Origin of the sequence: Yersinia proxima (genome assembly GCF_902170785.1) — a bacterium.
In the GTDB taxonomy this organism is placed as follows: Bacteria; Pseudomonadota; Gammaproteobacteria; order Enterobacterales; family Enterobacteriaceae; genus Yersinia; species Yersinia proxima.
Genome location: NZ_CABHYG010000001.1, coordinates 105318 through 131668, shown reverse-complemented (window position 1 = coordinate 131668; position 26351 = coordinate 105318). Strand labels below are relative to the sequence as shown.

Genomic DNA, 26351 nt, shown 5'->3' with positions numbered 1-26351 from the left:
CTCTCTCTCACCCGAATCATTGACTGGCGTCAACTCATCGGGATTCATTCACTTGCCGCCTTCCTGCAACTCGAATTATTTAGAGTATAGATGCCAACAGTAGACTTACTTATCGCCCAACTGTTCTGACATCGTATTACCTGGCGTTGGTGTACGTGGTTCATCAACCGGCGTAGGCGCTTTTGGCGTACTATCGTTATCAGACGATTTAGTCTTGTTCGCATCATCCCAACCCGCTGGCGGGCGAACTTCTTTGCGATTCATCAAGTCATCAATCTGCGGTGCATCAATAGTTTCATACTTCATCAGCGCATCTTTCATGGAATGAAGGACATCCATGTTTTCTAACAGCAATTTACGTGCACGCTGGTAGTTACGCTCAATAAGTAATTTAACTTCCTGATCGATAATACGCGCGGTTTCATCGGACATATGCTTGGCTTTCGCCACTGAACGGCCAAGGAATACTTCGCCTTCTTCTTCAGCATACAGCAACGGCCCCAGCTTCTCGGAGAAGCCCCATTGAGTCACCATGTTACGCGCAATAGACGTAGCCACTTTAATATCATTCGATGCACCGGTAGAGACTTTTTCCGGGCCATAAATGATTTCTTCAGCAAGACGACCACCATACAAGGTCGAGATCTGGCTTTCCAGTTTCTGACGGCTGGCACTGATTGCATCACCTTCCGGCAGGAAGAATGTCACACCCAATGCACGACCACGAGGAATAATGGTCACTTTATGTACTGGATCATGCTCCGGCACCAAACGACCAATGATCGCATGCCCAGCTTCATGATATGCCGTTGATTCTTTCTGCGCTTCTGTCATTACCATGGAGCGACGTTCCGCACCCATCATAATTTTATCTTTCGCTTTCTCGAACTCAACCATGGAAACGACGCGCTTGTTACCGCGAGCGGCAAACAGTGCAGCTTCGTTGACCAGGTTCGCCAGGTCAGCACCAGAGAAACCTGGTGTACCACGAGCGATAACAGAAGCATCGATGTCGATATCTAGTGGCACCCGGCGCATGTGAACTTTCAGAATCTGTTCACGTCCACGTACATCCGGTAAACCAACTACAACCTGACGGTCGAAACGGCCCGGACGCAGTAACGCCGGGTCAAGAACATCTGGACGGTTAGTTGCCGCGATGACGATGATGCCTTCATTACCTTCAAAGCCATCCATCTCAACCAGCATTTGGTTCAGTGTCTGTTCACGTTCGTCATGACCGCCACCCAAACCTGCTCCACGCTGACGACCTACCGCATCAATTTCATCAATAAAGATGATACAAGGCGCGGCTTTTTTAGCCTGTTCAAACATGTCACGGACACGGGATGCACCCACACCAACGAACATTTCTACGAAGTCAGAACCCGAAATGGTGAAGAATGGTACTTTAGCTTCCCCTGCGATGGCTTTCGCCAGCAAGGTTTTACCTGTCCCCGGAGGGCCAACCATCAATACGCCTTTCGGAATTTTACCGCCCAGTTTCTGGAAACGGCTTGGCTCACGTAAGTATTCAACCAATTCACTGACTTCCTCTTTTGCTTCGTCGCAACCCGCCACATCAGCAAAAGAAGTTTTTATCTGATCTTCTGTCAGCATTCGGGCTTTACTCTTGCCAAAGGACATTGCCCCTTTGCCACCGCCGCCCTGCATTTGACGCATAAAGAAGATCCAGACCCCAATCAGCAACAGCATTGGGAACCAGGAAATAAAGATAGAGGCCAGCAAGCTCGGCTCTTCCGGTGGCTCACCAACAACTTTCACATTTTTAGTTAATAAGGTATCTAACAGCTTTGGATCGTTGACCGGAATGAAAGTCGTATATTTGCTGTTATCTTTCTTACTAACGTTAATTTCACGTCCATTGATACGTGCTTCACGAACCTGATCTTGGGTTACGTCGGACATGAAAGTAGAGTAATCCACTCTACGGCCATTCGATTCGCTGGGTCCAAAGCTCTGGAATACAGACATCAGTACGACTGCAATAACTAACCAGAGAATTAGGTTTTTCGCCATGTCACTCAAGGGATTAACCTCATATTACAACTGTGTTAACAAACAGCGTTAGGGTACTACAGTTTCCGCCCTGTCGCTACAATGTACACTTCACGCGATCGCGCACGAGAAGCGTCTGGCTTACGAATCTTAACTTTCGTAAACAGGGAGCGAATTTCCCGTAGGTATTCATCAAAGCCATCTCCCTGGAACACCTTCACCAGGAAACTTCCACCTGGTGCAAGTACATCACGACACATATCTAAAGCTAATTCAACCAGATACATTGATTTAGGTATATCGACTGCCGGAGTACCACTCATATTCGGGGCCATATCAGACATGACCACCTGAACCTTTTTATCCCCAACACGTTCTAGCAAAGCCTTCAGAACGAGTTCATCACGAAAGTCACCCTGAAGGAAATCGACACCAACTATAGGATCCATTGGTAGAAGATCACATGCGATTATCCGCCCTTTACCACCGATCTGGGTTACAACATATTGGGACCAACCACCGGGTGCCGCGCCTAAATCGACAACAGTCATACCCGGTTTAAAAATCTTATCGCTCTGTTGTATTTCATCAAGTTTAAACCAGGCGCGGGAGCGTAGCCCCTTTTTCTGAGCCTGAATGACATATTTATCGCTAAAGTGTTCTTGTAACCAGCGACTGGAGCTAGCCGAACGCTTTTTATTAGACATCTCTTTTTCCAACTATCTTAATTAAGAGCCCGCGCATCTGTTGCTTAGCTCGCGTAAACTCCCTCTCGGCGTAGACCGATTTGGTGATACACATGAGATGGCGGTAGAATGAACCGTTTTCAATCCCAACTTAAGCAAAAAAGACGATGAATCTGAATAACAAACAAAAACAACACCTGAAAAGCCTGGCCCATCCGTTAAAGCCAGTAGTGATGCTGGGCAACAACGGGTTAACCGAAGGGGTGCTGGCTGAAATCGAACAAACGCTGGAACATCATGAACTTATTAAGGTGAAGATCACTGCAGAAGAGCGTGAAACCAAAGCCCTAATTGCTGATGCCATCGTGCGTGAGACCGGTGCCGTTAACGTCCAAATCATCGGTAATATTTTAGTGCTCTATCGTCCGGCAAAAGAGCGCAAAATTATTTTACCGCGTTAAAGACGCTTGTTTTAGAGAAAAGGTGCCATGCACTTTGTTCTGATAAAAGGCCGCAAGCGGCCTTTTACTTTTCTTTACAACTTCATTTTTATAAATTGCGTACACTTAATTCTTAAGATGAACAAGTATTACACATAATCTACATTAAGAATTTCATATTCTACTTCGCCGCCTGGAGTACGAATAACAACCACGTCATCGACTTCTTTACCAATCAGGCCACGAGCAATTGGTGAGTTAACTGAAATTAGATTTTGTTTAAAATCAGCTTCGTCATCACCCACAATCCGGTATTGCTGCTCTTCTTCGGTATCCACATTTAACACACGTACAGTGGCACCAAAAATAACACGGCCATTATTTGGCATTTTAGTGATATCAATCACCTGTGCATTAGAAAGTTTGGCTTCTATTTCCTGAATACGGCCTTCACAGAACCCTTGCTGCTCACGGGCTGCGTGATATTCCGCATTCTCTTTTAAATCACCATGCTCACGGGCAGTAGCGATATCAGCAATGATTTTAGGGCGGCGAACACCTTTTAAATAATCCAGCTCTTCACGCAGTTTCTCTGCGCCATTTACCGTCATCGGAATCTGTTTCATCTTTTAAATACCTCTAAATCTATCCTGTTCAAAAAACCGTCATCCTAACGTTTTCGAATGAAAATACGGCTAGTTTGATATCCTACCCGCCTCCAGGCGATAAACAAAAAAAACCACCCCGGAGCCAAAACCCCAAGTCAGGATCAATTTTGCATTTTGATATGCATTTTAACGTAGAGTTCCTTTAGGGTCATCGTTTACTTTCGCCCTCGTTGCACCGTAGTATGGCAACACGTTATTCAGCTGTTATACCGAAATTATGCATTTTTCACGAATTGTCAGTGGATTGGCCTGTGCTATTGCGATCAATATCAGCATATCTAACGCCAATGCGGCTCAGGTTGAGAATTACACACAATATCTGCCTGATGGGGCAAATCTTGCGTTAGTTGTACAGAAAATCGGAGCCACAACTCCGGCAATAGACTATCACGCTCAGCAAATGGCATTGCCTGCCAGTACGCAAAAAGTCCTGACTGCGCTGGCGGCATTATTGCAGCTTGGGCCAGATTTTCGCTTCAATACCACATTGGAAAGCCACGGCACGATTAGCGATGGAATTTTACGTGGCAATTTAATAGCACGTTTTGATGGCGACCCCACTTTAACACGCCAGCAATTGCGTAATATGGTGGCGACATTGAGAAAATCGGGCGTAAAACAAATCGCCGGTGATTTGATTATTGATACGTCGGTGTTTGCCAGCCATGACAAAGCTCCAGGTTGGCCATGGAACGACATGACACAGTGCTTTAGTGCGCCGCCTGCAGCCGCTATTGTCGACCGTAACTGTTTTTCTGTCTCTCTCTATAGCGCACCTAATCCAGGTGACATGGCATTTATCCGAGTCGCATCTTATTATCCAGTACAGATGTTCAGTGAAGTCCGCACCTTAGCCAAAGGTTCGCCTGATGCACAATATTGTGAATTAGATGTGGTGCCAGGTGAGTTAAACCGGTTCACTCTGACCGGCTGCCTGACGCAGCGCAGTGAGCCGCTGCCTTTGGCCTTTGCAGTACAGAATGGGGCCAGCTACGCCGGTGCTATTTTGAAAGATGAATTGAAAAAAGCTGACATCCAAATTGATGGCAGTTTACGCCGCCAGACAACCCCTAATGCCGCTGGAACTGTGTTAGCTCAAGCTCAATCAGCGCCGTTACATGACTTGCTGAAAATTATGTTGAAAAAATCTGACAACATGATTGCTGACACCGTATTTAGAACCATTGGTCATCAGCGTTTTGGCGTGCCGGGTACATGGCGCGCGGGGGCTGATGCAGTTCGACAGGTGTTACGGCAAAAAGCAGGTGTGGATCTGGGGAACAGTATTGTCGTGGATGGGTCGGGCTTATCACGCCATAATCTTATTTCACCGGCAACCATGATGCAGGCCTTACAGTATATAGCTCAGCACGATCAAGAACTTAACTTTATCTCAATGCTGCCGTTATCAGGCTACGACGGCACATTACGCTATCGTGGTGGGTTGCACGAAGCGGGTGTTGACGGCAAAGTTTCAGCTAAAACAGGGGCATTACAAGGCGTGTACAATCTGGCCGGATTCATTACTACCGCCAGTGGGCAACGTATGGCTTTTGTGCAATTCTTATCTGGCTATGCTGTACCACCTGAAGATCAAAAAAATCGTCGGGCGCCATTGGTGCGTTTCGAAAGTCGCCTGTATAAAGACATTTATCAGAATAACTGAGAAAAATGAAACTACTGATTGTTGAAGATGATGAACTGCTACAACAAGGGATAGCCATGGCGCTGACCAGCGGGGGCTATACCTGCGACTGTGCTGCTACCGCGGCACAAGCGCAGAGTTTGTTACTCACCAGTCAGTACAGCATGGTTATTCTCGATCTCGGTTTACCGGATCAAGACGGTGCAGTCCTGCTACGTCAGTGGCGTCGTCAGCAGGTGACGCTCCCTGTGCTTATTCTCACCGCCCGTGATGCCCTTGAAGATAGAGTTGATGGGCTGGATGCTGGTGCTGACGATTACCTGATAAAACCTTTCGCTCTGGCAGAATTACTGGCCCGTGTTCGGGCGCTAATCCGCCGCTATCAAGGGCAAAGTGATAATCTAATACAGCAAGATGACCTGAGCCTTAATCTATCAACACAGCAAGTGTGTTTGCAGGGCCAACCGTTGGAAGTCACACCGAAAGAATTTGCAATTTTGTCGCGTTTAATCATGCGTGCGGGTCAAACCGTCAATCGTGAGCTATTACAACAGGATTTGTATACCTGGAATGACGATCTCGGCTCCAATACGCTGGAGGTACATATCCACAATCTGCGGCGTAAATTGGGCAAAGATCGTATCCGGACAGTCCGGGGCATTGGCTATCGGCTGGAAGCACTATGATGATCAGTATGCGGCGTCGTCTCATCCTGATGCTGGCGTTAATATTATTAATAACCCAGTTGATTAGTGCATTTTGGTTATGGCATGAAAGCCAAGAACAAATCAGCTTTTTAGTGGATGAAACGCTGAGCGCCAAAGTGCGCAATGAGCGGGTTGATACCGAAATCGCCGAGGCCATTGCCTCACTGCTTGCACCCTCACTCATCATGATGGCGATTACTCTGTTACTCTCTTTTTGGGCCATCAGTTGGATTATTCGACCGCTGGATCAATTACAGCAGAAATTGGCTGAGCGCTCCGCAGATAACCTGACCCCAGTCGTCGTCAATAGTGACATGCAAGAAATTGTCTCTGTGACATCTACCCTTAATCAATTGCTATCCCGGCTCTCTAATACCATCGCGCAAGAGCGCCTGTTTACTGCCGATGCCGCACACGAGTTACGCACCCCTCTTGCCGGTATTCGACTGCATCTTGAATTGATGGAACAGCAAGGTATTGCTGAAAGTAAGCCGCTTATCGGCCGAATTGATTTATTAATGCACACTATTGAACAACTCTTGATGCTGTCGAGGGCCGGCCAGAATTTTGCCAGTGGCCTTTATCAAACATTGAATTGGATAGAAAACGTGGTGCAACCACTGAAAGAAGAGCTGGAGGAAATGTGCGCTCAGCGCCAGCAAACTCTACAATGGGAACTTCCCGCTGATGCTCAGACTCAGGGCGATGCCACATTGCTGCGTTTGATGCTGCGTAATCTGGTTGAAAATGCACATCGCTACAGCCCGGTTGGCAGTCAAATTTCAGTCAAACTGTCTGCTGAAGCACAGGGGACTCTGTTGCAAGTTACTGATGAAGGGCCAGGAATAAAGCAGGAACAAGCAGGTGAACTGACGCAGGCATTTCGTCGTATGGACCAACGCTACGGTGGCAGCGGCTTAGGGCTAAATATTGTGATCCGAATTGCCCAACTGCACCAAGGAAGACTCACGCTGGAGAATCGTTCTGACCGTTCAGGGTTAAAAGCACAATGCTGGATACCGGCGACCACACACAGCTAAACGAGTTTATTAATACCAGCGCTCCTCCTACAAACAAAAGGGCCACCACGAATGGCAGCCCTTGTTCACATCCTACTTCACTGACGTGCAACTACTGGGAAACTTAACGTTCGTAGATGAACTCTACGCCGTCATCGTCTTCTTCATCCCAATCATCGTCATCTTCTGATTCTGCTTCAGCTTCCACTTCAGCCAGTTGTTCACGATGATAATCGTCCCACATGAATTCAACTTTTTCTGGCGCGCTTTCAGCAATAGCCATCGCTTTAGGTTGTGAGTTCAGGAAGTTCATGACATCCCAGCATAAGGCGTTCACGTTATCGCGATTCGCAGCTGAGATCATATAATACTTATCTTCCCATCCCAGAGCTTCTACGATGGCCTTAGCGCGTGCTTCAGCTTCTTCCGGCCCTACCAGGTCAATCTTGTTGAAAACAAGCCAGCGTGGCTTCTGGGCAAGGTTTTCGCTGTATTGTTGTAGCTCATTAATAATGATTTTGGCGTTTTCTACCGGATCAGATTCATCAATCGGAGCCAAATCCACTAAATGCAACAGTACGCGGCAACGTTCCAAATGTTTGAGGAAACGAATACCTAAACCCGCACCGTCGGAAGCACCTTCAATCAGACCAGGGATATCAGCTACCACAAAGCTCTGCTCGTGATCCATACGAACCACACCCAGACTTGGGATCAGCGTGGTAAATGGATAATCAGCAACTTTTGGTTTAGCGGCAGAAACGGCGCGTATAAAGGTTGATTTACCGGCATTAGGTAAACCCAACATGCCAACGTCAGCCAGTAACAGCAGCTCCAGCATCAGCTCACGAGTTTCGCCTTCCGTCCCCATAGTTTTCTGACGAGGAGCGCGGTTTACTGAGGATTTGAAACGGGTATTACCCAATCCGTGGAAACCGCCTTTTGCCACCATTAGGCGCTGACCGTGGCGAGTCATATCGCCAACAATCTCACCGGTGCCTTGATCCAGTACACGAGTACCAACAGGGACTTTAATGGTGATGTCTTTACCGCGTTTACCGGTACAGTCACGGCTCTGCCCATTCTCACCGCGCTCAGCACGGAAAGATTTTACAAAGCGATAGTCAATCAGTGTGTTGAGGTTTTCATCAGCCAGCAGGTAAATATCACCACCGTCACCACCATCACCACCGTCAGGGCCACCATTAGGAATATATTTCTCGCGACGGAAACTGACACAACCGTTACCACCGTCACCGGCTACAACCAAAATTGTAGCTTCATCTACAAACTTCATTTACTTTCTCCGTAAATCATTCACCGAGCTGCTATTTTTGCGCAGCAACCCGATTTATTTCTGTCCGACGTGGCCACCAACGGTGCCCAATTGCGGAAAACATTGCACCTGCCACTACCACGAATGCGCCTACGTATCCCACAAAGTTGAGAGATGGTGCGGCGAACATATCTGGCCAGGCCAGCGCCAATAAAATTGAAAAAAACAAGGTAAACAGCGGCGTCAATGTGACGAGTGCGCTTACCTGCGCGGCCTGCCAGCGCGCCATGGCTTCAGCCAAAGCACCATAACCAACCAGGGTATTAACCCCACAGAACAGTAAACAGGCAAACTGCCACCCATTTAGCTGAAAAATAACGGCGGGCTTTGCTAATGGGAATAATGCGATTGCACATAAAGTGTACAACAATAATAAAATTTGTTGCGATGCCATACGCCTTAATAGCACCTTCTGAGCAACACCATAGCTGACCCAGACAACCGCTGCACAGACCCCCAATGCCACGCCAAGGGTGTAATCCGTCAAACGGGTAAAGATTTCATGCAAACTGGTGTTAAAAAATAACAACAGGCCACAAATCAGCATGCCCGCACCAATAACCTGGGTGATGCGCATTCGCTCTTTTAAAATCAGCACACTGGCAACCATCATCCCAACCGGCGAGAGTTGCCCGATAACCTGAGATGTCGTCGGACTGAGATATTGTAATGATGAACTGAAGAAGATGAAATTCCCCAGCAAGCCACAGGTCGCAACTATCAATAATACTAGCCAGCGACGTTGGCGAAAAAGTTTAAGAGAGGGCAACTGACGACGTGAAGCCAGGATAATCCCCAAACCGATAGCCGCCATCATAAAGCGATACCAAACAATGGTATAAGGCTCCATGACCTCAAGCACTTGCTTCATTGCGATCGGCAAGGCACCCCAGAATACGGCAGTGGTTAGTGCCAAAAAAATACCCAAACCAGCCTGCTGCTTCGTATCCATTTTTTACCAGGGGGGTTAACCCAGAAATGTAAAAAGCCCCGCAACGAAATTGCAGGGCTTACATCTATTTACAGGACGCGAAAAACTTATTCAGCTTCGATGCTGATAAATTTACGGTTTTTCGGGCCTTTAACTTCGAACTTGACTTTACCGTCTTTCAAAGCAAACAGAGTGTGGTCTTTGCCGCAACCTACGTCGATGCCTGCATGGAACTTAGTGCCACGCTGACGAACGATGATGCTGCCTGCCAAAACTGCTTCGCCGCCAAAACGTTTTACGCCAAGACGTTTACTTTCGGAGTCACGACCGTTACGAGTCGAGCCACCAGCCTTTTTATGTGCCATTTATCCGCTCTCCTAAATCTTAAGCGCTGATACCGGTGATTTTAACATCAGTGAACCACTGACGATGACCTTGCTGCTTACGGTAATGCTTACGACGACGGAATTTAACAATCTTAATCTTCTCGCCACGACCGTGAGCAACTACTTCAGCCTTAACCACGCCACCGACAACTAAAGGAGCGCCGATATTGATTTCTTCACCGTTAGCAATCATCAGAACTTGGTCAAACTCAACAGCTTCACCAGTTGCGATGTCCAGCTTTTCCAGGCGAATGGTTTGACCTTCGCTTACTCGGTGTTGTTTACCACCACTTTGGAAAACCGCGTACATATAAAACTCCGCTTTCCGCACACTCCACTTTTGTAGTCCAGAGCGCACTATAAATATTCACAATAGGGCGCGAATTCTACGCAAAAATGTAGTGAATGACAAGTATATAATCGGCCCAAGAGAAGAAAAAAAGCACAGTTTCTTACATCTCGTTTATTTGATGGATTTTTCAAGTACAATCATAGTCTCAGGGAACGTCATGTAATAATGTGGGCGGTAATCTCATCGCAGTTAAAGAGAAAAACAGCTGAATATAACAATGAACCTAGAAAAGATTATCGACTTAACCGCGCCAGATATGGCGGCTGTAAACACAACAATTCTCGAACAATTGAACTCTGATGTTGTTCTCATCAATCAATTGGGTCATTACATTATCAGTGGCGGTGGGAAACGTATCCGCCCAATGATCGCTGTTTTGGTGGCTCGGGCGCTTGGCTATCAAGGCACTAAACATATCACGGTCGCGGCATTGATTGAATTTATCCATACAGCGACGCTGCTGCATGATGATGTCGTCGATGAATCAGATATGCGCCGTGGCAAGGCTACGGCCAATGCTGCCTTTGGTAATGCAGCCAGTGTATTGGTGGGCGATTATATCTATACGCGTTCATTCCAGATGATGACCAGCCTTGAATCACTGCGTGTTCTTACATTGATGTCGGCCGCAACCAACGTGATTGCGGAAGGTGAGGTCTTGCAGTTAATGAACTGCAATAATCCTGACATCACTGAAGAAAACTATATGCAGGTCATCTATAGCAAAACTGCCCGCTTGTTCGAAGCAGCTTCTCAATCAGCTGCTGTCTTGTCCGATGCGACCGAAGAGCAGGAACTTGCCTTACAAAATTATGGCCGCTATCTGGGCACGGCTTTTCAGCTTATCGATGACTTGCTGGATTACAGTTCGGATGGCATTACTTTGGGTAAAAATACCGGTGATGACCTGAACGAAGGTAAACCAACACTCCCGTTACTACATGCAATGCACAATGGAACGCCAGAGCAAACCGCAATGATTCGGCAAGCCATTGAGGAAGGTAATGGCCGCCATTTACTCGAACCTGTGTTAGTTGCAATGCAGCAGTGTGGCTCACTAGATTATACTCGCCAGCGTGCTGAAGAAGAGGCGGACAAAGCCATTGCAGCTTTGCAGGTTCTCCCTGAAAGCGATTATCGTCTGGCCCTAGAAGGTTTGGCGCATATTGCAGTACAACGCTCATTTTAAGAAATCATACAGAAACTCCGGTATCGTCGCCGGAGTTATCCATTGGCAAAAAGCCCTGCACTAACTAATCCGTCGTCAGCCGCTCTATCAGGCTTTTTGCTCCTTCACGAAATATAAACGTAATGACTTGTTCACGTTCAGCTTCGGTAAAACGATAATACGCTTCAATCCATAACACCAGCGGGTCCTGTCGTGTTGTCGTATATTGAGCTGGTTCTTCCCTTAACTGTAATGAATTCAGTATAGTGGGAGGTAAACTTTCAATATGATACTCGACAGCCTTGCCTTGAACACCACGGCGACGGCGCTGTTCCCATCCCTCACGTTTAGCCATGAGGTTTACTCCTTGTGGTGATGACGGTAACCCATCAAGACCTGCCAATTCCTTAGCGGCAAACCACTCTTTTTTCATGGCATTGCTTCCTAATATGCGTTGTGACACAAAAAAGGAATATTTAGAAAACATTTAAATTCTTTCAGAAAATAAATGTTAGTATATTTCTAAATGATTACTTTCTGTTCACTGTACGATTAACAATGTACCGTTATTTATATCACTAACACGCCAGTTACTTAGAAAAAAAAAGGATTAAAGATGATTTTAAGGAAATCTGATTGGCACCCAGCCGACATCATTGCGGCACTACGTAAGAAAGACACTACTCTGGCAGCAGTCTCTAGAAAAGCAGGTTTAAGCTCATCCACACTTGCTAATGCACTAACTCGGCCTTGGCCTAAGGGGGAATGGTTGATTGCAGAATGCCTGGAAATTCATCCTTCCGAAATTTGGCCAACACGCTATTTTGACTCAAAAACCGGTGCACTTCTCGACCGAAAAATCAGGATACGACAGCCTATAACCGAAGAATAAAAAAACCGCCAATAAACTACATCGGCGGTTGATGATGTCATTCAAGGGGCTGCTTTAGCCCCTATTACAAGAGTTTATTTGACGAACTGCTCGCCTAACTCAATATCTTTGTGCAGAACATCTAGCATATTTGCCAGTGCCTGTTGTTCAAAAGCACTCAGTTTGCCGATATCTTTCCGTTCCGCTACGCCATCTTTACCCAATAGAATTGGCTGAGCAAAGAAGCGGGCATACTTGCCGTCACCTTCAACGTAAGAACATTCCACAACATTGCTTTCGCCTTGCAAAGCACGAACTAAAGAAAGACCAAAGCGTGCAGCAGCTTGCCCCATAGACAGAGTCGCTGACCCGCCACCGGCTTTTGCTTCGACAACTTCAGTGCCTGCATTCTGGATACGCTTAGTCAGATCAATAACTTCTTGTTCTGTGAAGCTGACACCTGGAATTTGTGAAAGTAAAGGCAGGATGGTAACACCAGAATGGCCGCCAATAACCGGCACTTCGATATCTTGAGGTTGTTTGCCTTTCAGCTCAGCAACAAAGGTGTTGGAACGGATAGTGTCTAGGGTAGTGATGCCGAATAATTTGTTTTTATCGTAAACACCGGCTTTTTTCAGCACTTCTGCCGCAATAGCGACAGTTGTATTAACTGGGTTAGTAATAATACCGATTAATGCTTTCGGGCAAGTACGCGCGATTTGCTCAACCAGATTACGAACGATACCCGCGTTCACATTGAACAGGTCTGAACGATCCATACCTGGTTTACGTGCAACACCCGCAGAGATCAGGACAATATCTGCCCCCTGGAGTGCTGGGGTAGCATCTTCACCGCTGAAACCTTTAATGTTAACAGCAGTTGGGATATGGCTCAGATCAACCGCAACACCAGGAGTCACTGGCGCTATATCATATAATGAGAGGTCTGAACCTGAAGGAAGCTGGGTCTTGAGTAGAAGAGCGAGGGCCTGGCCAATACCACCAGCGGCACCGAGAACTGCAACTTTCATCCTATACTCCTTATTATATTTAATTTAAATTTGCCGTGAATTCATCTATTTACGAACCTTAATTTATTGCGATTTTAAACACAATCTATTAACAGTCAGATTGAGATATCACGCATCAAAAAGGCGCATAAGGTTTATCCATTTTAGAGTAAACCGCTTATTCGTTAATGATATAGCGCACATTATTCTAAAATTCTCTTACGTATTCATGACAGGTTAATCGGCGGTTACATTACACCTTTTTTTTACATCAAAACAACATCATTTTAATAACACTTTAGCTACCAAGTCGAAATGTTGAAAAAATCCGATTTAGCATAATCGTAACAGCAAGATAATATTAGAATTCCCCTGTACCTTGATATCAGTGCTTTTATCACCAATACTCCATAGTCATGTTGAATAAAAATTCATTTATATGCATAATAATCCTATTGACTATTGACTGCCCAGGGCATAAAAAATGCGCAACCCCACCAAACAAGAAGATCTTATCAAGGCGTTTAAAGCGTTATTGAAAGAAGAGAAATTCAGTTCTCAAGGTGAGATCGTTTTGGCCTTGCAGGAAGAAGGCTTTGAAAATATTAACCAATCCAAAGTTTCACGTATGTTGACCAAATTTGGTGCGGTCAGAACACGCAATGCAAAAATGGAGATGGTTTATTGTTTGCCTGCTGAACTAGGGGTTCCAACAACCAGCAGTCCACTAAAGAATCTGGTATTGGATGTCGATTATAATGATTCGGTGGTGGTGATTAACACCAGCCCAGGTGCGGCTCAGTTAATCGCGCGCCTACTGGACTCATTAGGTAAAGCAGAAGGTATTCTAGGCAGCATTGCGGGCGACGATACTATTTTTACCACGCCAGCCCGAGGATTCACCGTTGAACAACTACATGAAGCAATTCTCCGGTTGTTCGAACAAGAACTTTAATTCCTCGCAAATCTATAGATGCGGCCTTATATGCCGCATTCTCTCATTGATACACATCTATCTTGCTCGCCCTAAAACCTTATCATAAACAGGGTATCTAACTGCCTTGGCCATATTAAAATCGCCCAATAACGCTGTCTTCATTCCATTTATGGTCAAAATCACCATACTCTTTCGCACTTTTAGTCAAAAACACTTATAGCATTGAAAAAACACTATTTTTTCTTAAATATGTTGTTTTTTAATCAATTTTTATTCCTTTTCGTTCTTAAAAAGTAATAACCAACGGAAAAGTGACAACAAATATTATTAGCGAGCTATTAATATTCTCAGTTACTAGATGTATACTCATTTTCGTGACGTAAATCACACTTCCATTGAAGTGATAAAAGAATAAATAGAGGCAATAATATGAAAGTTAAAACTACAATCGCAACCATGAGCATTTTATCTGCATTGTCATTTGGTGTTTTTGCAGCTGATTCTATTAGTGAAAATCAAACTGCGAATTTACAGCCGATGGGGACTATTACCGTCAGTGGTTTAAATGGCGCACCTTCTGATATTCGTCAGGCTTTGTCTGAGAAAGCAGATGCCATGGGCGCTAAGGCTTATAAAGTCATCGAAGCTCGCGAAGAAAATAACTGGCATGCCACTGCTGAGATCTACAAATAAGTTTAAGTCTAAAAGATGAAAGTAAATGCCCCGTAATAAGGGGCATACTTTCGCAACATGATGGTTTATTCAATCTGTTGAATATTCACTTTCAGCATATTGAATAGAGTATCTCTTACGACAAGTTAGTGAGTTAAATCAGCACAACAACAGAATAATCCCTCGTCGTCTATCCGACGAACCCTTTTACCCCCGCTATGCGGGGGCTTTTTTTATCCAACCTACTCTTGAGATTCAGCCTCGTGTTCTGCTTTTTTACTCAAAGCACTCAATAGCTTATCGTGAATACCGCCAAAACCGCCGTTACTCATCACCAGAATGTGATCCCCTGGTTGAGCTGTTTTGATAACCATATCAACTAATGTATCAATATCAGCGCTCCAATGTGCTGGTTGAATACAGGCTTCAGCAACTTCGACAACTTGCCAAGGAATATGCTGTGGTTGGAACAAGAAGACTTCGTCAGCCCGACCCAGGGAAGGGGCTAATTCGTTTTTGCACATACCTAACTTCATGGTGTTAGAGCGTGGTTCCAATACAGCTAAAATACGTGCGGTTCCGCCAACTTTACTGCGCAGTGCTGCCAACGTAGCGAGAATTGCTGTTGGGTGATGAGCAAAATCATCATAGACCGTGACGCCATGAGCTTCACCGCGTAATTCCAACCGGCGACGAGCATTAATAAAATCCCCCAGCGCCCGGCAAGCATCTGCCGGTAGTACGCCCACATGGCGGGCAGCAGCAATGGCCATTAAGCCATTATGCATATTATGCTCTCCCACCAATGACCAGCTCACTTCACCCACTAATTCATTATCGAGGAACACTTCATAGACGCTGGAATCTACTGCGACTTTACGTGCAAACCAACTACCTGTTTCACCCACCAACTCTTGTTCGCTCCAGCACCCCATCGCCATCACTTGTTTTAAGTGATTATCATTATCCGGGACAATAATTTTGCCTGAACCTGGAACCAAACGAACCAGATGATGGAATTGCTTCTGGATGGCTTTAAGGTCATCAAAAATATCAGCATGATCGAACTCAAGATTATTCATCACCAAAGTTCTTGGGCTGTAATGAACAAATTTGGAACGCTTATCAAAGAAGGCGCAATCATATTCATCAGCTTCAATGACAAAGAATGGGCTATTTCCTAAACGGGCTGAAACATCGAAATTACCTGGCACACCACCAATCACAAAACCGGGCTCATAGCCGCAAGATTCCAGTATCCAGGCCACCATTCCAGCAGTTGTGGTCTTACCATGTGTACCGGCGATTGCCAATACCCAGCGCTCCGGCAACACATGGTCATGCAGCCATTGTGGGCCAGACACATACGGGATGCCTTGTTCTAATACTGCTTCAACACAAGGATTACCACGGGTCATGGCATTACCGATGATCACAAGATCTGGCGCTGGAACCAACTGAGCGGGATCATATCCCTGGATCAAATCGATCCCTTGGTTCTCCAGCAGTGTGCTCATCGGCGGATACACGTTAGCATCCGATCCTGTCACTTCATGACCTAATGAACGGGCGAGCATAGCCAGGCCGCCCATGAAAGTGCCGCAGATACCTAATATGTGAATGCGCATAAATTTTCCGTATTAATAGCTTCGATTTTGTCACCATTCTACCGCTCAGAATCAAAGAGAAGAAATGGAATTGCCTATGAATCATTCTCACCTTTGGGCTACACTGCTGCCATTAAGTGAGTTGTTCGTTAATAAATCGATATTTAACCGTAGATTCAGGGATTGTGTCATGAAAACGTTAGGCGAATTCATCGTTGAGAAACAGCTAGACTTCTCTCACGCCACCGGCGAATTAACTGCATTACTTTCAGCAATCAAACTCGGCGCAAAAATCATTCATCGCGACATCAACAAAGCAGGTCTGGTTGATATTTTAGGTGCGAGCGGCGTTTCAAATATTCAAGGCGAAGACCAGATGAAACTCGATCTGTTTGCCAATGAAAAATTGAAAGCAGCCCTAAAAGCGCGTGGCGAAGTAGCTGGTATCGCCTCAGAAGAAGAGGATGATATTGTTATCTTTGATGGTGGCCGCGCAGAAAATGCCAAATATGTGGTTCTAATGGATCCGCTGGATGGTTCTTCAAATATTGACGTGAATGTGTCCGTCGGTACTATTTTCTCCATCTATCGTCGCATCACCCCATTTGGCACACCGATTACTGAAGCTGACTTCCTGCAACCAGGCACTAAGCAAGTTGCGGCAGGTTATGTGGTATATGGCTCGTCAACCATGTTGGTGTATACCACCGGTTATGGCGTCCATACTTTCACTTATGATCCATCGCTGGGCGTTTTCTGTTTATCCGGCGAAAAAGTGCGTTATCCCGCAACCGGTTGCATGTATTCCATCAACGAAGGGAACTACATTAAATTCCCATTGGGTGTGAAGAAGTACATCAAGTATTGCCAGGAGCAGGATGAAGCCACTCAGCGCCCATACACTTCGCGCTATATTGGTTCACTGGTTGCCGACTTCCATCGTAACCTGTTGAAAGGTGGGATTTATATTTACCCAAGCACCGCCAGCCATCCGCAAGGTAAATTGCGTTTGCTGTATGAGTGTAATCCAATGGCGTTCCTGGCAGAGCAAGCCGGTGGGAAAGCCACTGATGGGGTTAATCGCATTCTGGATATCGTGCCGGAGAAACTGCATCAGCGCGCACCTTTCTTCGTCGGCACTAAATCCATGGTTGAAGATGCGGAAGGCTTTATCGCCAAATTCCCGGATGAAGAAGCTAAGTAACTACCGCTAACATTAGAAAACAGCGGCCAACTAAGCCGCTGTTTTTTTTATGCTATGACCACCAGCTCATCACTTTGTAATTTAAATACCGCCATACTGGCTGACAGCGCATCGGCTTGTTCCTCTAATGAACGCGTTGCTGCAGCCGCTTGTTCCACCAATGTGGCATTCTGCTGCGCCACCTGATCCATCTGAGCTATAGCGACATTCACTTGCTCAATTCCGCTACTTTGCTCATAAGAAGCAGCTGAGATTTCGCGCATCAATGCAGTTACACGGTTCACTTCATCGGCAATCTCATGCATGGTTTTCCCTGCGGATTCAGCCATATCCGCCCCTTCCCGCACTCGATTTTGCGATTCAACAATCAAGTCTTTAATTTCTTTTGCTGATTGAGCGCTGCGCTGAGCCAGATTGCGAACCTCGCCCGCCACCACCGCGAAACCACGGCCTTGCTCTCCAGCTCTGGCGGCTTCAACTGCCGCGTTAAGCGCTAAGATGTTGGTCTGAAACGCAATGCCGTCAATCACAGCAATAATATCGGAGATACGGCGTGAACTGGTGGTAATGGCCTGCATTTTATCAACAACATGACTGACGGCTTTACTGCCTTTACTGGCGATATCCGACACACTCATCGCCAGGCGATTGGCTTGATCTGAGTTTTCAGCATTCATTTTCACCGTTGAGGTCAACTGCTCCATACTGGCCGCCGTCTGTTCCAATGAAGATGCAGATTCTTCAGTGCGCTCCGCCAAATGGTTATTCCCAGCAGCTAATTCTCGCGATCCAATGCCAATTTGACCACCGACATCGCGCACATTACTGACAGAGACCACCAGTGATTGCTGCATGGTTTGCAGCGCTTTCGCCAGCCGGGCCAATTCCGTATTGCCCTCACTGTTGATATTGTGAGTTAAATCGCCATCAGCTATATATTCCAACTGATGAATTGATTGCTCCAATGGCTGCAAAATGATGTACTTAAGCGCAAACCACGCCAACACTGCAGAAATTAAGGTGATTAGGCCCGCAGCCACAATGATGGCTAATTTAATTTTGGCGGCACTATTGGCTTTATCAATTTGTAACTGGCCGGCATTCAACGCATAACTGCGAAAAGTCGCAACATCATTATTAAATGCTTTGCTGATATCGGTAATGCTCTTTTCCAGCACCTCGTAATACTCGTCAGCGTAACCGGCCTTGATAGCCGTCAACATGGGTATAACACCCTTATCAACATAATTTTTATAACTTTTTTGGATATTAGCCGCCAGCTCCTGCCCATCTCCCCGCTCAGATACCGCGCTGACAAACCGTGCCATCTCCTTTTGCGATAATGCCAGTGACTCTTCGGCCTGCTTTGCCGTTTGCAAAGACTCATCAATCAAACCTATCTCTAATTGATGAATGGCTAATGCCGCCTCAGTTCTGGCACTTAATGTGGCAGTAAAGCTATTTGATAATGATCCCAACTCCTCCCCTTGGATTTGATTTATGACCTGTAATGCGCGTGAGCTTTCCTGGATTGAATTAATGCCAATTACACTGACAATTAACAAAATCAATGACATAAGGCTTAGTTGAGCAATAAGCCCATTCTTAATGGTAATCTTTTTTAACATCGGTTTTTTCCGGTTGTGTGCAAATGGTTAAGATTACAAAGTGTTAGCAGTACAGCGGACTGTCTTATTATTTGATTAAGTTATCGGCGCTGAGAGAGTCGTCTTGAACCATCACCAGAAAAACAGCTTAAAATAGATACATTTAGATAATCACAGTATTTTATCTCCATGGAATCGCCTTGATTCAGGCAATCTCACCGTCATCAGGCAGTGAAAAGGACAGGAATTCAGATAAGACTTGGCTATAATAGCCAGCACTCCATTTCTGGTTTGATAAAAGGAAACCGACATGAGCTTGAACCAAGTACCCGCAGGTAAAGACCTGCCAGAAGATATCTATGTTGTGATCGAAATCCCGGCGAATGCTGATCCGATCAAATATGAAATTGATAAAGAGACTGGCTCTCTGTTTGTAGACCGTTTCATGTCTACTGCGATGTTTTATCCGTGCAACTACGGTTACATCAACAATACCTTGTCATTAGATGGGGATCCGGTTGATGTGCTGGTACCAACGCCATATCCGTTGCAACCAGGCTCAGTCATTCGTTGCCGCCCAGTGGGTGTGTTGAAAATGACTGACGAAGCAGGTGAAGATGCCAAGCTGGTAGCTGTTCCACACAGCAAACTGACCAAAGAATACGATCACGTTAAAGACGTGCAAGATCTGCCAGAACTGCTGAAAGCTCAGATCAAACATTTCTTTGAGCATTACAAAGATCTGGAAACGGGCAAATGGGTGAAAGTTGACGGTTGGGAAGATGCCACAGCCGCTAAAGCCGAAATCCTGTCCTCTTTCGAACGCGCTAAGAAGTAATTTTCTGTTTTAAATAACAAAAAATACATAGCAAAAAGCACCTCCTGAAAAGGTGCTTTTTAAGTGAATAGCAAAAACACCGCCATTGCGCGGTGTTTTTTTGCTTATCTAGCTTTGCAGTTTATCATTTTCTTCATGGCGCTTAAGCCAATCACCACTGTAAATCCGTGGTAATCCTTCAACCGGTAAACGGTAAAGGTATATCCAGGCACTGCCGTAAGGCGTCTGGATCAATTCACGCCGATAATCCTTGGTATTACTTTTCAGTTCATCTAACTCATTCATAATAGATGAGTTAATTCGATAAACTTCACAATGCACAGTGCCATCTCCGGGAACCACTGCCGGATAATGACCTAAGTTGTACATATCAAAGCCTTCCAGGTCATGTTCGCCCAACAACTGGGCATCCGTCATCCAGTGACTGTTACCTTGCTTGCGCCGTAAACTACCGTAGACAATAATTCGCATTGTTAGAACTCAAACTGATAAAGCACATCTAATGCCTGATCAATACCAGACACCGCTTCCAGATACAACCTGGGCATCAACCGATAACGTAATGTTAACGTAGCCAGCGAATCAAATATACCCACACCGTATTTTACTTGCAGATCTTTGGTGACATAGCCGCTCACCACCACTTGTGAGCTATCACCAACCCCTTGAGTATCCAGTGCTAAATTGCTGACGCCAAATGCCTCGCCGATTTTACCCACAAGTTTACCACTTTGTGCAACCCCCATACCGACCAGCATTGAGGTCATCAGTCCACTGTCTGCTCCTGAATTACCCAACCCTTGCCCACGTAACAAGTAAGATAGTGCTTCTTGCTGCGACATTGCCGGATCTGAGAATATTTCCAGCTGTGGTGAATCGGCCATGCCAGTCACGCGCACACCAGCGGTCACGCCATCGGCAGTCGCATCAGGATTTCGGATAGCTTCAATATTGAGTAATGGCTGATCCGGTGGCCCGGAGAACAGCAATACCCCTTTATTAACAATCAAGTCCTGCCCATAAGCGCGGAAACTACCCGATGGGATATTAATCTGCCCATTCAAGCCCAAACCACGCTGGTCTTGTATCATTCTTAAATCGCCCTGTAAGCGCGCTTTCAGGCCAAATGCATTCAGGCGAACATCATTGCCAACATGAATAACCAAGTTGCTGTTAATTGGAATACCAGCCGAGCGTGGTGAAATAGGCTGCAAATCATTATTAAGCATCACCTCATCCGGCGAGACGCCGACGGCACTTTCCGGCACTTCTTGCACCGTGATACGCGCCCACGGGATATCCACCGAGCCATTAAGACTAAACAGTTGCGGCGTGGCTTCGAAAACAATGTCCGGAGAAACATCAATTCGCACCATTGGCGGGACTGTGACCCGTAATTTATTACCTTTTGCCGCAATTCTGGCTCGCCAGGCATTGATATCACGCCAATCGGCATCACCGGACAGATTAAGTTGCCCCTGCGAGGTGCGAATAAGCCCCTCTAGCGTCGAGGTCATACCGTCGAAATTCATCACCAGACGCCCTTCGGTGATATCAAATGGCATCCAGCTACCATCGACATCCACATTGTCCAGCGCCAGCCGGCCAAAGACTAACGGGCTTTTCGCATTGCCGCCTAAACGGAGATTCGCATTTAATAAGCCAGAGGCTTTTTCACCATCACTCAGGATAGGATTGATCATTGCCAACGAGAAATTACTGATAGCAATGTTACCGGATAGATTACGCCGCCCCTCGGGGTCAGCTACCTGCACCTGCCCAGAGAATTGGCCATTATTCACCAGTTTAATCAACCAGTCGGCCCTTACCTGCCCATTAGCCAAACCACCATTCAAGTTCAGTGTTTCAAAGGCGATCGGCAGTGGATTACCCTGTACCATTTGTTGGACTTTGACGCCATTGCCACTGAGTGATACCCGCACATCTGGCAAGCTACCACCGGCTTTCCAACTCACATCGGCCCGCCCTGTAAACACACCACTCATAGAGGTATCCGGGCCAAGGAACGGTTTTATCATCGCTAAATCAAAGCGATTAAGTACCACCGTCGCCTGCCCACTCGGGCCTGCTTCAATCGCACGCGGCACACAAAGTTCCGCATTCGGATTAAGCCAGCAATGCGGCCCGATGGTGACCCGCTCAAGAGTGTTTTGGTAATCCAATGCGATGGCTCGACTTAAACGCCATTCACCTACCGGCGTATCAAAGCGCGTGTTATTGAGCGTTCCGCGCCAGCGCTCTTGTTGCCGATCAAAACTGCCTTCCAGCGCCAACTGGCCGGAAACCGGCTCACCCTGTATATTCAGGCGTAACTGATGCCGTTTTTCGTTACCACCGGCCTCTAACGTTAGGAGGCTAACCACCAGATCCGCTTGCTTGAGCTGCTCAACTCTGATTGCCAGTTGACCCTGTATTTGATCTGTCGAGCGGACATCACCATCAATCTTGATCCGATTAATAGTCAATTCTTGCCATCGCAAGCGGCTCGCGGTGAGATCTGCCAACAGTTGTGGCGTTTTAAGGTTTCCGCGTAATTTCAGCGTTCCTTTTACCACACCAGCCAACCCCGGTAACGCGCCATCAAGCTGTGGTGCATCAACATTGGCATCAAGCAGCCAGTTGTCATTCAGGTCACCTTTGACATCCAGCTTATTACGGCCTAATGCCAGATTGATGCCCGGAATATGCCACTGGCCTGCTGCATTGCCGGTCAATGAACCGCGCGCGGTGACGCGATTCTGTTTCACATTGCCGTCCAACGTCAGCTCCGGCACTTGTAATTGCCAGCTGCCGCCATGAATACTGCCGCGAGTCACAATCTTGCCATCCAGTTTTGCCGGCCACTCCGGCCACTGTTTGGCGGTATTAATCCCTGACAGAGTTAATACCGAGTTCCAACTGATCGCCTTGCTCCAATCCACCACACCGGTCAGATCGGTATTACCTTGCAGTGCTGCCAGGCGCAAACGTGTCAGATTGAATTGCTCAACATTCCCTTTGCCGTCCAATGTGAAGATGGCGGGCGGCAAGTCAGTACCTTTAAAGTCCGAGCGAATTGAGAGTGCGTAATCTGTCGCCTGCCCATTAAGCCGCATTCTGAGATTATCGAGTTGAAATTGAGGTTCGCCGCTCAGTGGCCAGCGTAGTTGCTTACTTTGCAGGGTCAATGCCATTGGCAACCCCGCTTGTGCTAACGCGGTTTCGGCTTCCAATTGCGCGCTCACCGGGCCGGACAAATTAAGCGCGACTTTGAGTTGTTCGCGTAACCCGCCGCCCACAGTCAGTTTCACTTTTTCGCCCTTCAGTGGCTCAATGTTCAACGCACTGTTGACGGTGATACTCAGCGGCCACGTATCTGCTAGCGTCGCCTCACCACGGGCAGACAGCCCACCCTGTGGCGATTTGATATCAAGTGTATCCAGTGTTATGCGGTTATCTTGCGTGCTGGCTTGCAGTAACAGATTGGTGATAAGCACATCAGTGTCACCGGTTAGCCGAAGCTGCTGCCCTGAAATCTCTTTAATCTGTAAATCCAGCGGCAAACGGAAATCGGGCAAATCGGGTAATAGTGGCTTGGCAAATAACTCTTTTAAGGTTTCACCCAGCGGGGTTTCGGCTGGCGTGGGGGCCGCCGCCTGTTGTTCAACCGCTTCTTTGACAGCGATAGCGGTTTCCACGGCGGGCTTCGCCGCATCAGGGACGATAGCGGGCACTGTTTTCGGCAATGCAATCAATAACCCGTCGATTTTAGTCGGCATCAAGTTCAATGCACGTTGCTGCCAATGCGCGCCAGTGCGGAATTCATTTAGTGAAATCGCCGTGTCATCAATAGCCACTTTGACATTATTCAGCGACAACAAACGTAGGGTGATGGGATATGGAGTACTCAATTCGCCCATAGGTTCAGTGCTGGCAGGTGTGGGGGCGGCAGGTTCCATAGCTTTGGTATCGACTACCACATCCACATCTTGTGCTGTCAGCGCATTAACACACAGCTCACTGCGTTTCAGACATGAGAGCTGCAATGACAGATGAAACTGTCCCGCTTTCACGGTAACACCCGGCATTTGGTATTGAATGCCTTTGAGTGTCAGATCACGCCAGCCACCGCTGACACTGGCTATATCCAGGCCAGGCACCCAACGTGCGGCACTGTTGATAACAAAATGCAAACCACTGGTGGTGCCAAGTAAGCCCGCCAGAGTTCCCACCAACAACAGGATAATGAGCAAAAATGCGATACTGAGTCTCTTTACCCACCTCAGTTTTTTTACCGGCATCGGTTTCTCTGCCGGCACCTGTTCCTCTATTTGCGTCGGTTCTTTTATGCGAGTCATAGTTCAGGCCCCAAACCGATGTAAAATTGCACGCCATGTGCTTCGTTATCACCAATAGGCTTCGCGATATCCAGTTTAATCGGGCCGACCGGGGAGGCCCAACGCACGCCAAACCCAGCGCCAGTTTTTAAATCACTTTTGCGAATATCATTTACCGCTTCACCGGTATCGACGAACACCGCCCCCCACCAGCGGCCAGTGACGTTATATTGGTATTCGAAAGAACCGGTAGCTAATTTAGAAGCACCCGTTAACTTACCTTCGCTGTCACGCGGAGAAATATCACGGAATTTATAGCCTCGAATACTGCGATCCCCACCGGCGAAGAAGCGCAGTGACGGCGGCACACGGTCAAAATCATTGGTTTCAATCCAACCTACATTACCGCGTACCACAAAGCGGTTTTTCTCACCCAGAGTGCGTATCCACACGTTTTGTGCCTGGAATATGCCGAAATCAACATCAGAACCCCAGGTGGTATCAGACCAATCAATAGAATAGCGTTGGCTATCCCCCCAAACCGGCATGGCTCCCCCACGCTGGCGGGTGCGGTTGATACTCACGCCCGGGTACAGCAGCATCGTGGTGTCAGTCACACTGCCCTGAGTAAAGTGATCCAAACTCCAGCGCAAGTTGATCGCGCGCTGCCAACCGCTGGATAAATCCCAGAAACGAGCAACGTTGAGTGTCGTGGTATCTGATTTGGTGTCATTAAGGTCAGTGCGTCTAAACCCGCCCTGCAGCAGGTAATACTGCTCTAGTGGGTTTTTTAACAACGGGATTCGATAGCTGAAATCCAGCGTCTGCTCAGGAGCCGAGAGTGTGGTGCTGGTCGTCAGGCTGTGCCCGTAGGAGTTCACCCAAGGTTTACGCCAACTCGCCGTCAGGCGCGGGCCGACATCCGTGGCATAACCGCCCCCCAGCTCAACGGTATTCTCTGTTCGAGGTGTCACGACGGCATCAAGCGGCAATATTTTGGTTTTTTTCGCATCACGAAAATCGGGTGAAACCACCACGGAGTTAAACCAGTTTGTAGCGGACAGACGGCGGTTCAGTTCGGCCAACTCATCAGAGGTGTACAGCTCACCCTCATGAAATGGCACCAGATTTTGCAGATAGTCCTCACGGATTTGTGAGCCCTGGAAAATGACTTTACCGAAGCGATAGCGCTCGCCGCTGTCGAAATCGATATCCCAGAATGCTTCGCGCAGTTCAGCAGCAACGCCCAACTGACTTTTGATCATATTGGCGTCGAAATAACCGCGGCGTAAAGCCAGGCCAGTCAGTGAACTTTTGAAATTATCAAAATCGCCATGATTGAGAATAGAGCCAATTTTAGGCGTATCCCGGCGCACCAATGCCAGATAATCAGGATCAGTCTTCGCCCCGCCTTGCAGCACGATATCCACACCAGCAATCAAGACTGGCTCCCCAGGAACCACTTTGGCAATTAACACCGAACGGGCGGGTGCTGGGCTCTCTTGTAAATCAAAAGTGATGGTGGGGTCGTAATACCCCAAAGCACGTAGCCCCTGACGGATGGCTTCATCCACCCTGGAGCGAAACCGCCCATCAGCGGTGACTTCATCAGTGCCAATTGTTGATAAACGCGCCCTGACGTTTCTTTCTAAATCCCCGCTAAGACCCTCAACCTGCAACCGAACATTAGCGGCGTAGGCAATAGGTGTGGCGAGCAATGCACATAAAAAACACAGAATAGGGTATCGTGGCACGCGTACTCCTAATAAATTCTACTTTCCTGTAAAAAACGATCTTACGGGCATTGCAAAAAAGTGGCATCAAACACACTATCATCCCGCGTACAAAGACCGATTTAAGCCTATAACCCCTAAAACTCTACCTTAAGCCGCTACATTTATGCGGAATGGG

The 26351-nt window shown here is 47.0% G+C and carries 24 protein-coding genes; 10 read left to right on the top strand and 14 right to left on the bottom strand.

The genetic code is table 11. The features are described 5' to 3' along the window. Positions 1-105 precede the first annotated feature (105 nt). The gene (gene ftsH / locus FTB31_RS00605; protein ID WP_077174312.1) at positions 106-2040 is read right to left on the bottom strand and encodes an ATP-dependent zinc metalloprotease FtsH; all 1935 of its coding nucleotides are present in this window, start codon (positions 2038-2040) and stop codon (positions 106-108) included. Positions 2041-2096: 56 nt separating this feature from the next. Continuing rightward, complete coding sequence (rlmE, locus tag FTB31_RS00600) at positions 2097-2726, bottom strand: 23S rRNA (uridine(2552)-2'-O)-methyltransferase RlmE (protein ID WP_050075677.1); 630 nt, start codon at positions 2724-2726, stop codon at positions 2097-2099. 146 nt (positions 2727-2872) lie between these two features. Between rlmE and yhbY the strand changes: the two genes are divergently transcribed. Next, complete coding sequence (yhbY, locus tag FTB31_RS00595) at positions 2873-3166, top strand: ribosome assembly RNA-binding protein YhbY (protein WP_004389225.1); 294 nt, start codon at positions 2873-2875, stop codon at positions 3164-3166. A 128-nt stretch (positions 3167-3294) separates the two neighbouring features. On the opposite strand, the gene greA is transcribed toward yhbY, so the two are convergent. Next, the gene (greA, locus tag FTB31_RS00590) at positions 3295-3771 is read right to left on the bottom strand and encodes a transcription elongation factor GreA (RefSeq protein WP_050075676.1); all 477 of its coding nucleotides are present in this window, start codon (positions 3769-3771) and stop codon (positions 3295-3297) included. 259 nt (positions 3772-4030) lie between these two features. On the opposite strand from greA, the gene dacB reads away from it, so the two are divergent. The 3 genes from dacB to pmrB are packed head-to-tail and all read left to right on the top strand — an operon-like array spanning position 4031 to position 7205. Further along, on the top strand, positions 4031-5479 hold the full coding sequence (dacB, locus tag FTB31_RS00585) for a serine-type D-Ala-D-Ala carboxypeptidase (RefSeq protein WP_005175403.1): 1449 nt from the start codon (positions 4031-4033) through the stop codon (positions 5477-5479). A gap of 5 nt (positions 5480-5484) precedes the next feature. Further along, on the top strand, positions 5485-6144 hold the full coding sequence (pmrA, locus tag FTB31_RS00580) for a two-component system response regulator PmrA (RefSeq protein ID WP_077174313.1): 660 nt from the start codon (positions 5485-5487) through the stop codon (positions 6142-6144). Then, positions 6144-7205, top strand: a complete 1062-nt coding sequence (gene pmrB, locus FTB31_RS00575) for a two-component system sensor histidine kinase PmrB (RefSeq protein ID WP_050076109.1) — start codon at positions 6144-6146, stop codon at positions 7203-7205. Before pmrA ends, pmrB begins: the two co-directional genes overlap by 1 nt. A gap of 103 nt (positions 7206-7308) precedes the next feature. Here pmrB and cgtA read toward each other — a convergent pair whose 3' ends face one another. The 4 genes from cgtA to rplU form a co-directional block, all read right to left on the bottom strand. Continuing rightward, the gene (cgtA, locus tag FTB31_RS00570) at positions 7309-8481 is read right to left on the bottom strand and encodes an Obg family GTPase CgtA (protein ID WP_050075674.1); all 1173 of its coding nucleotides are present in this window, start codon (positions 8479-8481) and stop codon (positions 7309-7311) included. Positions 8482-8512: 31 nt separating this feature from the next. Further along, entirely contained in the window at positions 8513-9472 is a 960-nt protein-coding gene (locus tag FTB31_RS00565; RefSeq protein WP_050075673.1) for a DMT family transporter, read from the bottom strand. A gap of 86 nt (positions 9473-9558) precedes the next feature. After that, complete coding sequence (gene rpmA / locus FTB31_RS00560) at positions 9559-9816, bottom strand: 50S ribosomal protein L27 (protein ID WP_004699897.1); 258 nt, start codon at positions 9814-9816, stop codon at positions 9559-9561. Between the two features lie 19 nt (positions 9817-9835). Next, positions 9836-10147, bottom strand: a complete 312-nt coding sequence (gene rplU, locus FTB31_RS00555; RefSeq protein WP_004699896.1) for a 50S ribosomal protein L21 — start codon at positions 10145-10147, stop codon at positions 9836-9838. A gap of 259 nt (positions 10148-10406) precedes the next feature. Here rplU and ispB point away from each other — a divergent pair, with 259 nt between their 5' ends. Next, positions 10407-11378 (top strand): octaprenyl diphosphate synthase, encoded by a 972-nt coding sequence (gene ispB / locus FTB31_RS00550; RefSeq protein WP_050075672.1) that lies wholly within the window; start codon positions 10407-10409, stop codon positions 11376-11378. Positions 11379-11442: 64 nt separating this feature from the next. Here ispB and FTB31_RS00545 read toward each other — a convergent pair whose 3' ends face one another. Further along, on the bottom strand, positions 11443-11790 hold the full coding sequence (locus FTB31_RS00545) for a DNA-binding protein (RefSeq protein WP_050075671.1): 348 nt from the start codon (positions 11788-11790) through the stop codon (positions 11443-11445). A 183-nt stretch (positions 11791-11973) separates the two neighbouring features. On the opposite strand from FTB31_RS00545, the gene FTB31_RS00540 reads away from it, so the two are divergent. Then, positions 11974-12249 carry a helix-turn-helix domain-containing protein gene (locus FTB31_RS00540; RefSeq protein WP_050075670.1) on the top strand — a complete coding sequence of 92 codons (276 nt, stop codon included), beginning with the start codon at positions 11974-11976 and terminating at the stop codon, positions 12247-12249. Between the two features lie 74 nt (positions 12250-12323). Here FTB31_RS00540 and mdh read toward each other — a convergent pair whose 3' ends face one another. Then, the gene (gene mdh, locus FTB31_RS00535; protein ID WP_050075669.1) at positions 12324-13259 is read right to left on the bottom strand and encodes a malate dehydrogenase; all 936 of its coding nucleotides are present in this window, start codon (positions 13257-13259) and stop codon (positions 12324-12326) included. A 463-nt stretch (positions 13260-13722) separates the two neighbouring features. On the opposite strand from mdh, the gene argR reads away from it, so the two are divergent. Next, on the top strand, positions 13723-14193 hold the full coding sequence (gene argR / locus FTB31_RS00530; RefSeq protein ID WP_050075668.1) for a transcriptional regulator ArgR: 471 nt from the start codon (positions 13723-13725) through the stop codon (positions 14191-14193). Positions 14194-14604: 411 nt separating this feature from the next. After that, positions 14605-14868: a peroxide/acid stress response protein YhcN gene (gene yhcN / locus FTB31_RS00525; protein WP_050075667.1), complete on the top strand. Its 264-nt coding sequence runs from the start codon at positions 14605-14607 to the stop codon at positions 14866-14868. A 221-nt stretch (positions 14869-15089) separates the two neighbouring features. Here the strand turns inward: yhcN and mpl are convergent, their stop codons facing one another. Then, positions 15090-16475 (bottom strand): UDP-N-acetylmuramate:L-alanyl-gamma-D-glutamyl-meso-diaminopimelate ligase, encoded by a 1386-nt coding sequence (gene mpl, locus FTB31_RS00520; RefSeq protein ID WP_050075666.1) that lies wholly within the window; start codon positions 16473-16475, stop codon positions 15090-15092. Between the two features lie 169 nt (positions 16476-16644). Here mpl and fbp point away from each other — a divergent pair, with 169 nt between their 5' ends. Next, positions 16645-17658, top strand: coding sequence for a class 1 fructose-bisphosphatase (gene fbp / locus FTB31_RS00515; protein WP_004875434.1), 1014 nt, complete (start codon positions 16645-16647; stop codon positions 17656-17658). A gap of 47 nt (positions 17659-17705) precedes the next feature. On the opposite strand, the gene FTB31_RS00510 is transcribed toward fbp, so the two are convergent. Next, positions 17706-19286 carry a methyl-accepting chemotaxis protein gene (locus tag FTB31_RS00510; RefSeq protein WP_050075665.1) on the bottom strand — a complete coding sequence of 527 codons (1581 nt, stop codon included), beginning with the start codon at positions 19284-19286 and terminating at the stop codon, positions 17706-17708. A gap of 289 nt (positions 19287-19575) precedes the next feature. On the opposite strand from FTB31_RS00510, the gene ppa reads away from it, so the two are divergent. Further along, entirely contained in the window at positions 19576-20103 is a 528-nt protein-coding gene (gene ppa, locus FTB31_RS00505) for an inorganic diphosphatase (RefSeq protein ID WP_050916899.1), read from the top strand. A 108-nt stretch (positions 20104-20211) separates the two neighbouring features. Here the strand turns inward: ppa and FTB31_RS00500 are convergent, their stop codons facing one another. From FTB31_RS00500 to tamA, 3 genes are all read right to left on the bottom strand, one after another. Next, on the bottom strand, positions 20212-20574 hold the full coding sequence (locus tag FTB31_RS00500; protein ID WP_077293422.1) for a gamma-glutamylcyclotransferase family protein: 363 nt from the start codon (positions 20572-20574) through the stop codon (positions 20212-20214). A 2-nt stretch (positions 20575-20576) separates the two neighbouring features. Further along, positions 20577-24389 (bottom strand): autotransporter assembly complex protein TamB, encoded by a 3813-nt coding sequence (gene tamB / locus FTB31_RS00495; protein ID WP_227720145.1) that lies wholly within the window; start codon positions 24387-24389, stop codon positions 20577-20579. 68 nt (positions 24390-24457) lie between these two features. Further along, positions 24458-26194 (bottom strand): autotransporter assembly complex protein TamA, encoded by a 1737-nt coding sequence (gene tamA / locus FTB31_RS00490; protein ID WP_227730996.1) that lies wholly within the window; start codon positions 26192-26194, stop codon positions 24458-24460. Positions 26195-26351 lie beyond the last annotated feature (157 nt).

What these genes read in the sequence shown, in the direction of transcription:
- fbp (WP_004875434.1), top strand. Translation starts at nt 16,645, where the DNA reads ATGAAAACGTTAGGCGAATTCATCGTTGAGAAACAGCTAGACTTCTCT.
- rlmE (WP_050075677.1), bottom strand. Translation starts at nt 2,726, where the DNA reads ATGTCTAATAAAAAGCGTTCGGCTAGCTCCAGTCGCTGGTTACAAGAA.
- greA (WP_050075676.1), bottom strand. Translation starts at nt 3,771, where the DNA reads ATGAAACAGATTCCGATGACGGTAAATGGCGCAGAGAAACTGCGTGAA.
- rplU (WP_004699896.1), bottom strand. Translation starts at nt 10,147, where the DNA reads ATGTACGCGGTTTTCCAAAGTGGTGGTAAACAACACCGAGTAAGCGAA.
- pmrB (WP_050076109.1), top strand. Translation starts at nt 6,144, where the DNA reads ATGATCAGTATGCGGCGTCGTCTCATCCTGATGCTGGCGTTAATATTA.
- yhbY (WP_004389225.1), top strand. Translation starts at nt 2,873, where the DNA reads ATGAATCTGAATAACAAACAAAAACAACACCTGAAAAGCCTGGCCCAT.
- pmrA (WP_077174313.1), top strand. Translation starts at nt 5,485, where the DNA reads ATGAAACTACTGATTGTTGAAGATGATGAACTGCTACAACAAGGGATA.
- mpl (WP_050075666.1), bottom strand. Translation starts at nt 16,475, where the DNA reads ATGCGCATTCACATATTAGGTATCTGCGGCACTTTCATGGGCGGCCTG.
- dacB (WP_005175403.1), top strand. Translation starts at nt 4,031, where the DNA reads ATGCATTTTTCACGAATTGTCAGTGGATTGGCCTGTGCTATTGCGATC.
- ppa (WP_050916899.1), top strand. Translation starts at nt 19,576, where the DNA reads ATGAGCTTGAACCAAGTACCCGCAGGTAAAGACCTGCCAGAAGATATC.
- cgtA (WP_050075674.1), bottom strand. Translation starts at nt 8,481, where the DNA reads ATGAAGTTTGTAGATGAAGCTACAATTTTGGTTGTAGCCGGTGACGGT.
- FTB31_RS00565 (WP_050075673.1), bottom strand. Translation starts at nt 9,472, where the DNA reads ATGGATACGAAGCAGCAGGCTGGTTTGGGTATTTTTTTGGCACTAACC.
- rpmA (WP_004699897.1), bottom strand. Translation starts at nt 9,816, where the DNA reads ATGGCACATAAAAAGGCTGGTGGCTCGACTCGTAACGGTCGTGACTCC.
- FTB31_RS00500 (WP_077293422.1), bottom strand. Translation starts at nt 20,574, where the DNA reads ATGCGAATTATTGTCTACGGTAGTTTACGGCGCAAGCAAGGTAACAGT.
- yhcN (WP_050075667.1), top strand. Translation starts at nt 14,605, where the DNA reads ATGAAAGTTAAAACTACAATCGCAACCATGAGCATTTTATCTGCATTG.
- FTB31_RS00510 (WP_050075665.1), bottom strand. Translation starts at nt 19,286, where the DNA reads ATGTTAAAAAAGATTACCATTAAGAATGGGCTTATTGCTCAACTAAGC.
- ispB (WP_050075672.1), top strand. Translation starts at nt 10,407, where the DNA reads ATGAACCTAGAAAAGATTATCGACTTAACCGCGCCAGATATGGCGGCT.
- FTB31_RS00545 (WP_050075671.1), bottom strand. Translation starts at nt 11,790, where the DNA reads ATGAAAAAAGAGTGGTTTGCCGCTAAGGAATTGGCAGGTCTTGATGGG.
- FTB31_RS00540 (WP_050075670.1), top strand. Translation starts at nt 11,974, where the DNA reads ATGATTTTAAGGAAATCTGATTGGCACCCAGCCGACATCATTGCGGCA.
- ftsH (WP_077174312.1), bottom strand. Translation starts at nt 2,040, where the DNA reads ATGGCGAAAAACCTAATTCTCTGGTTAGTTATTGCAGTCGTACTGATG.
- mdh (WP_050075669.1), bottom strand. Translation starts at nt 13,259, where the DNA reads ATGAAAGTTGCAGTTCTCGGTGCCGCTGGTGGTATTGGCCAGGCCCTC.
- argR (WP_050075668.1), top strand. Translation starts at nt 13,723, where the DNA reads ATGCGCAACCCCACCAAACAAGAAGATCTTATCAAGGCGTTTAAAGCG.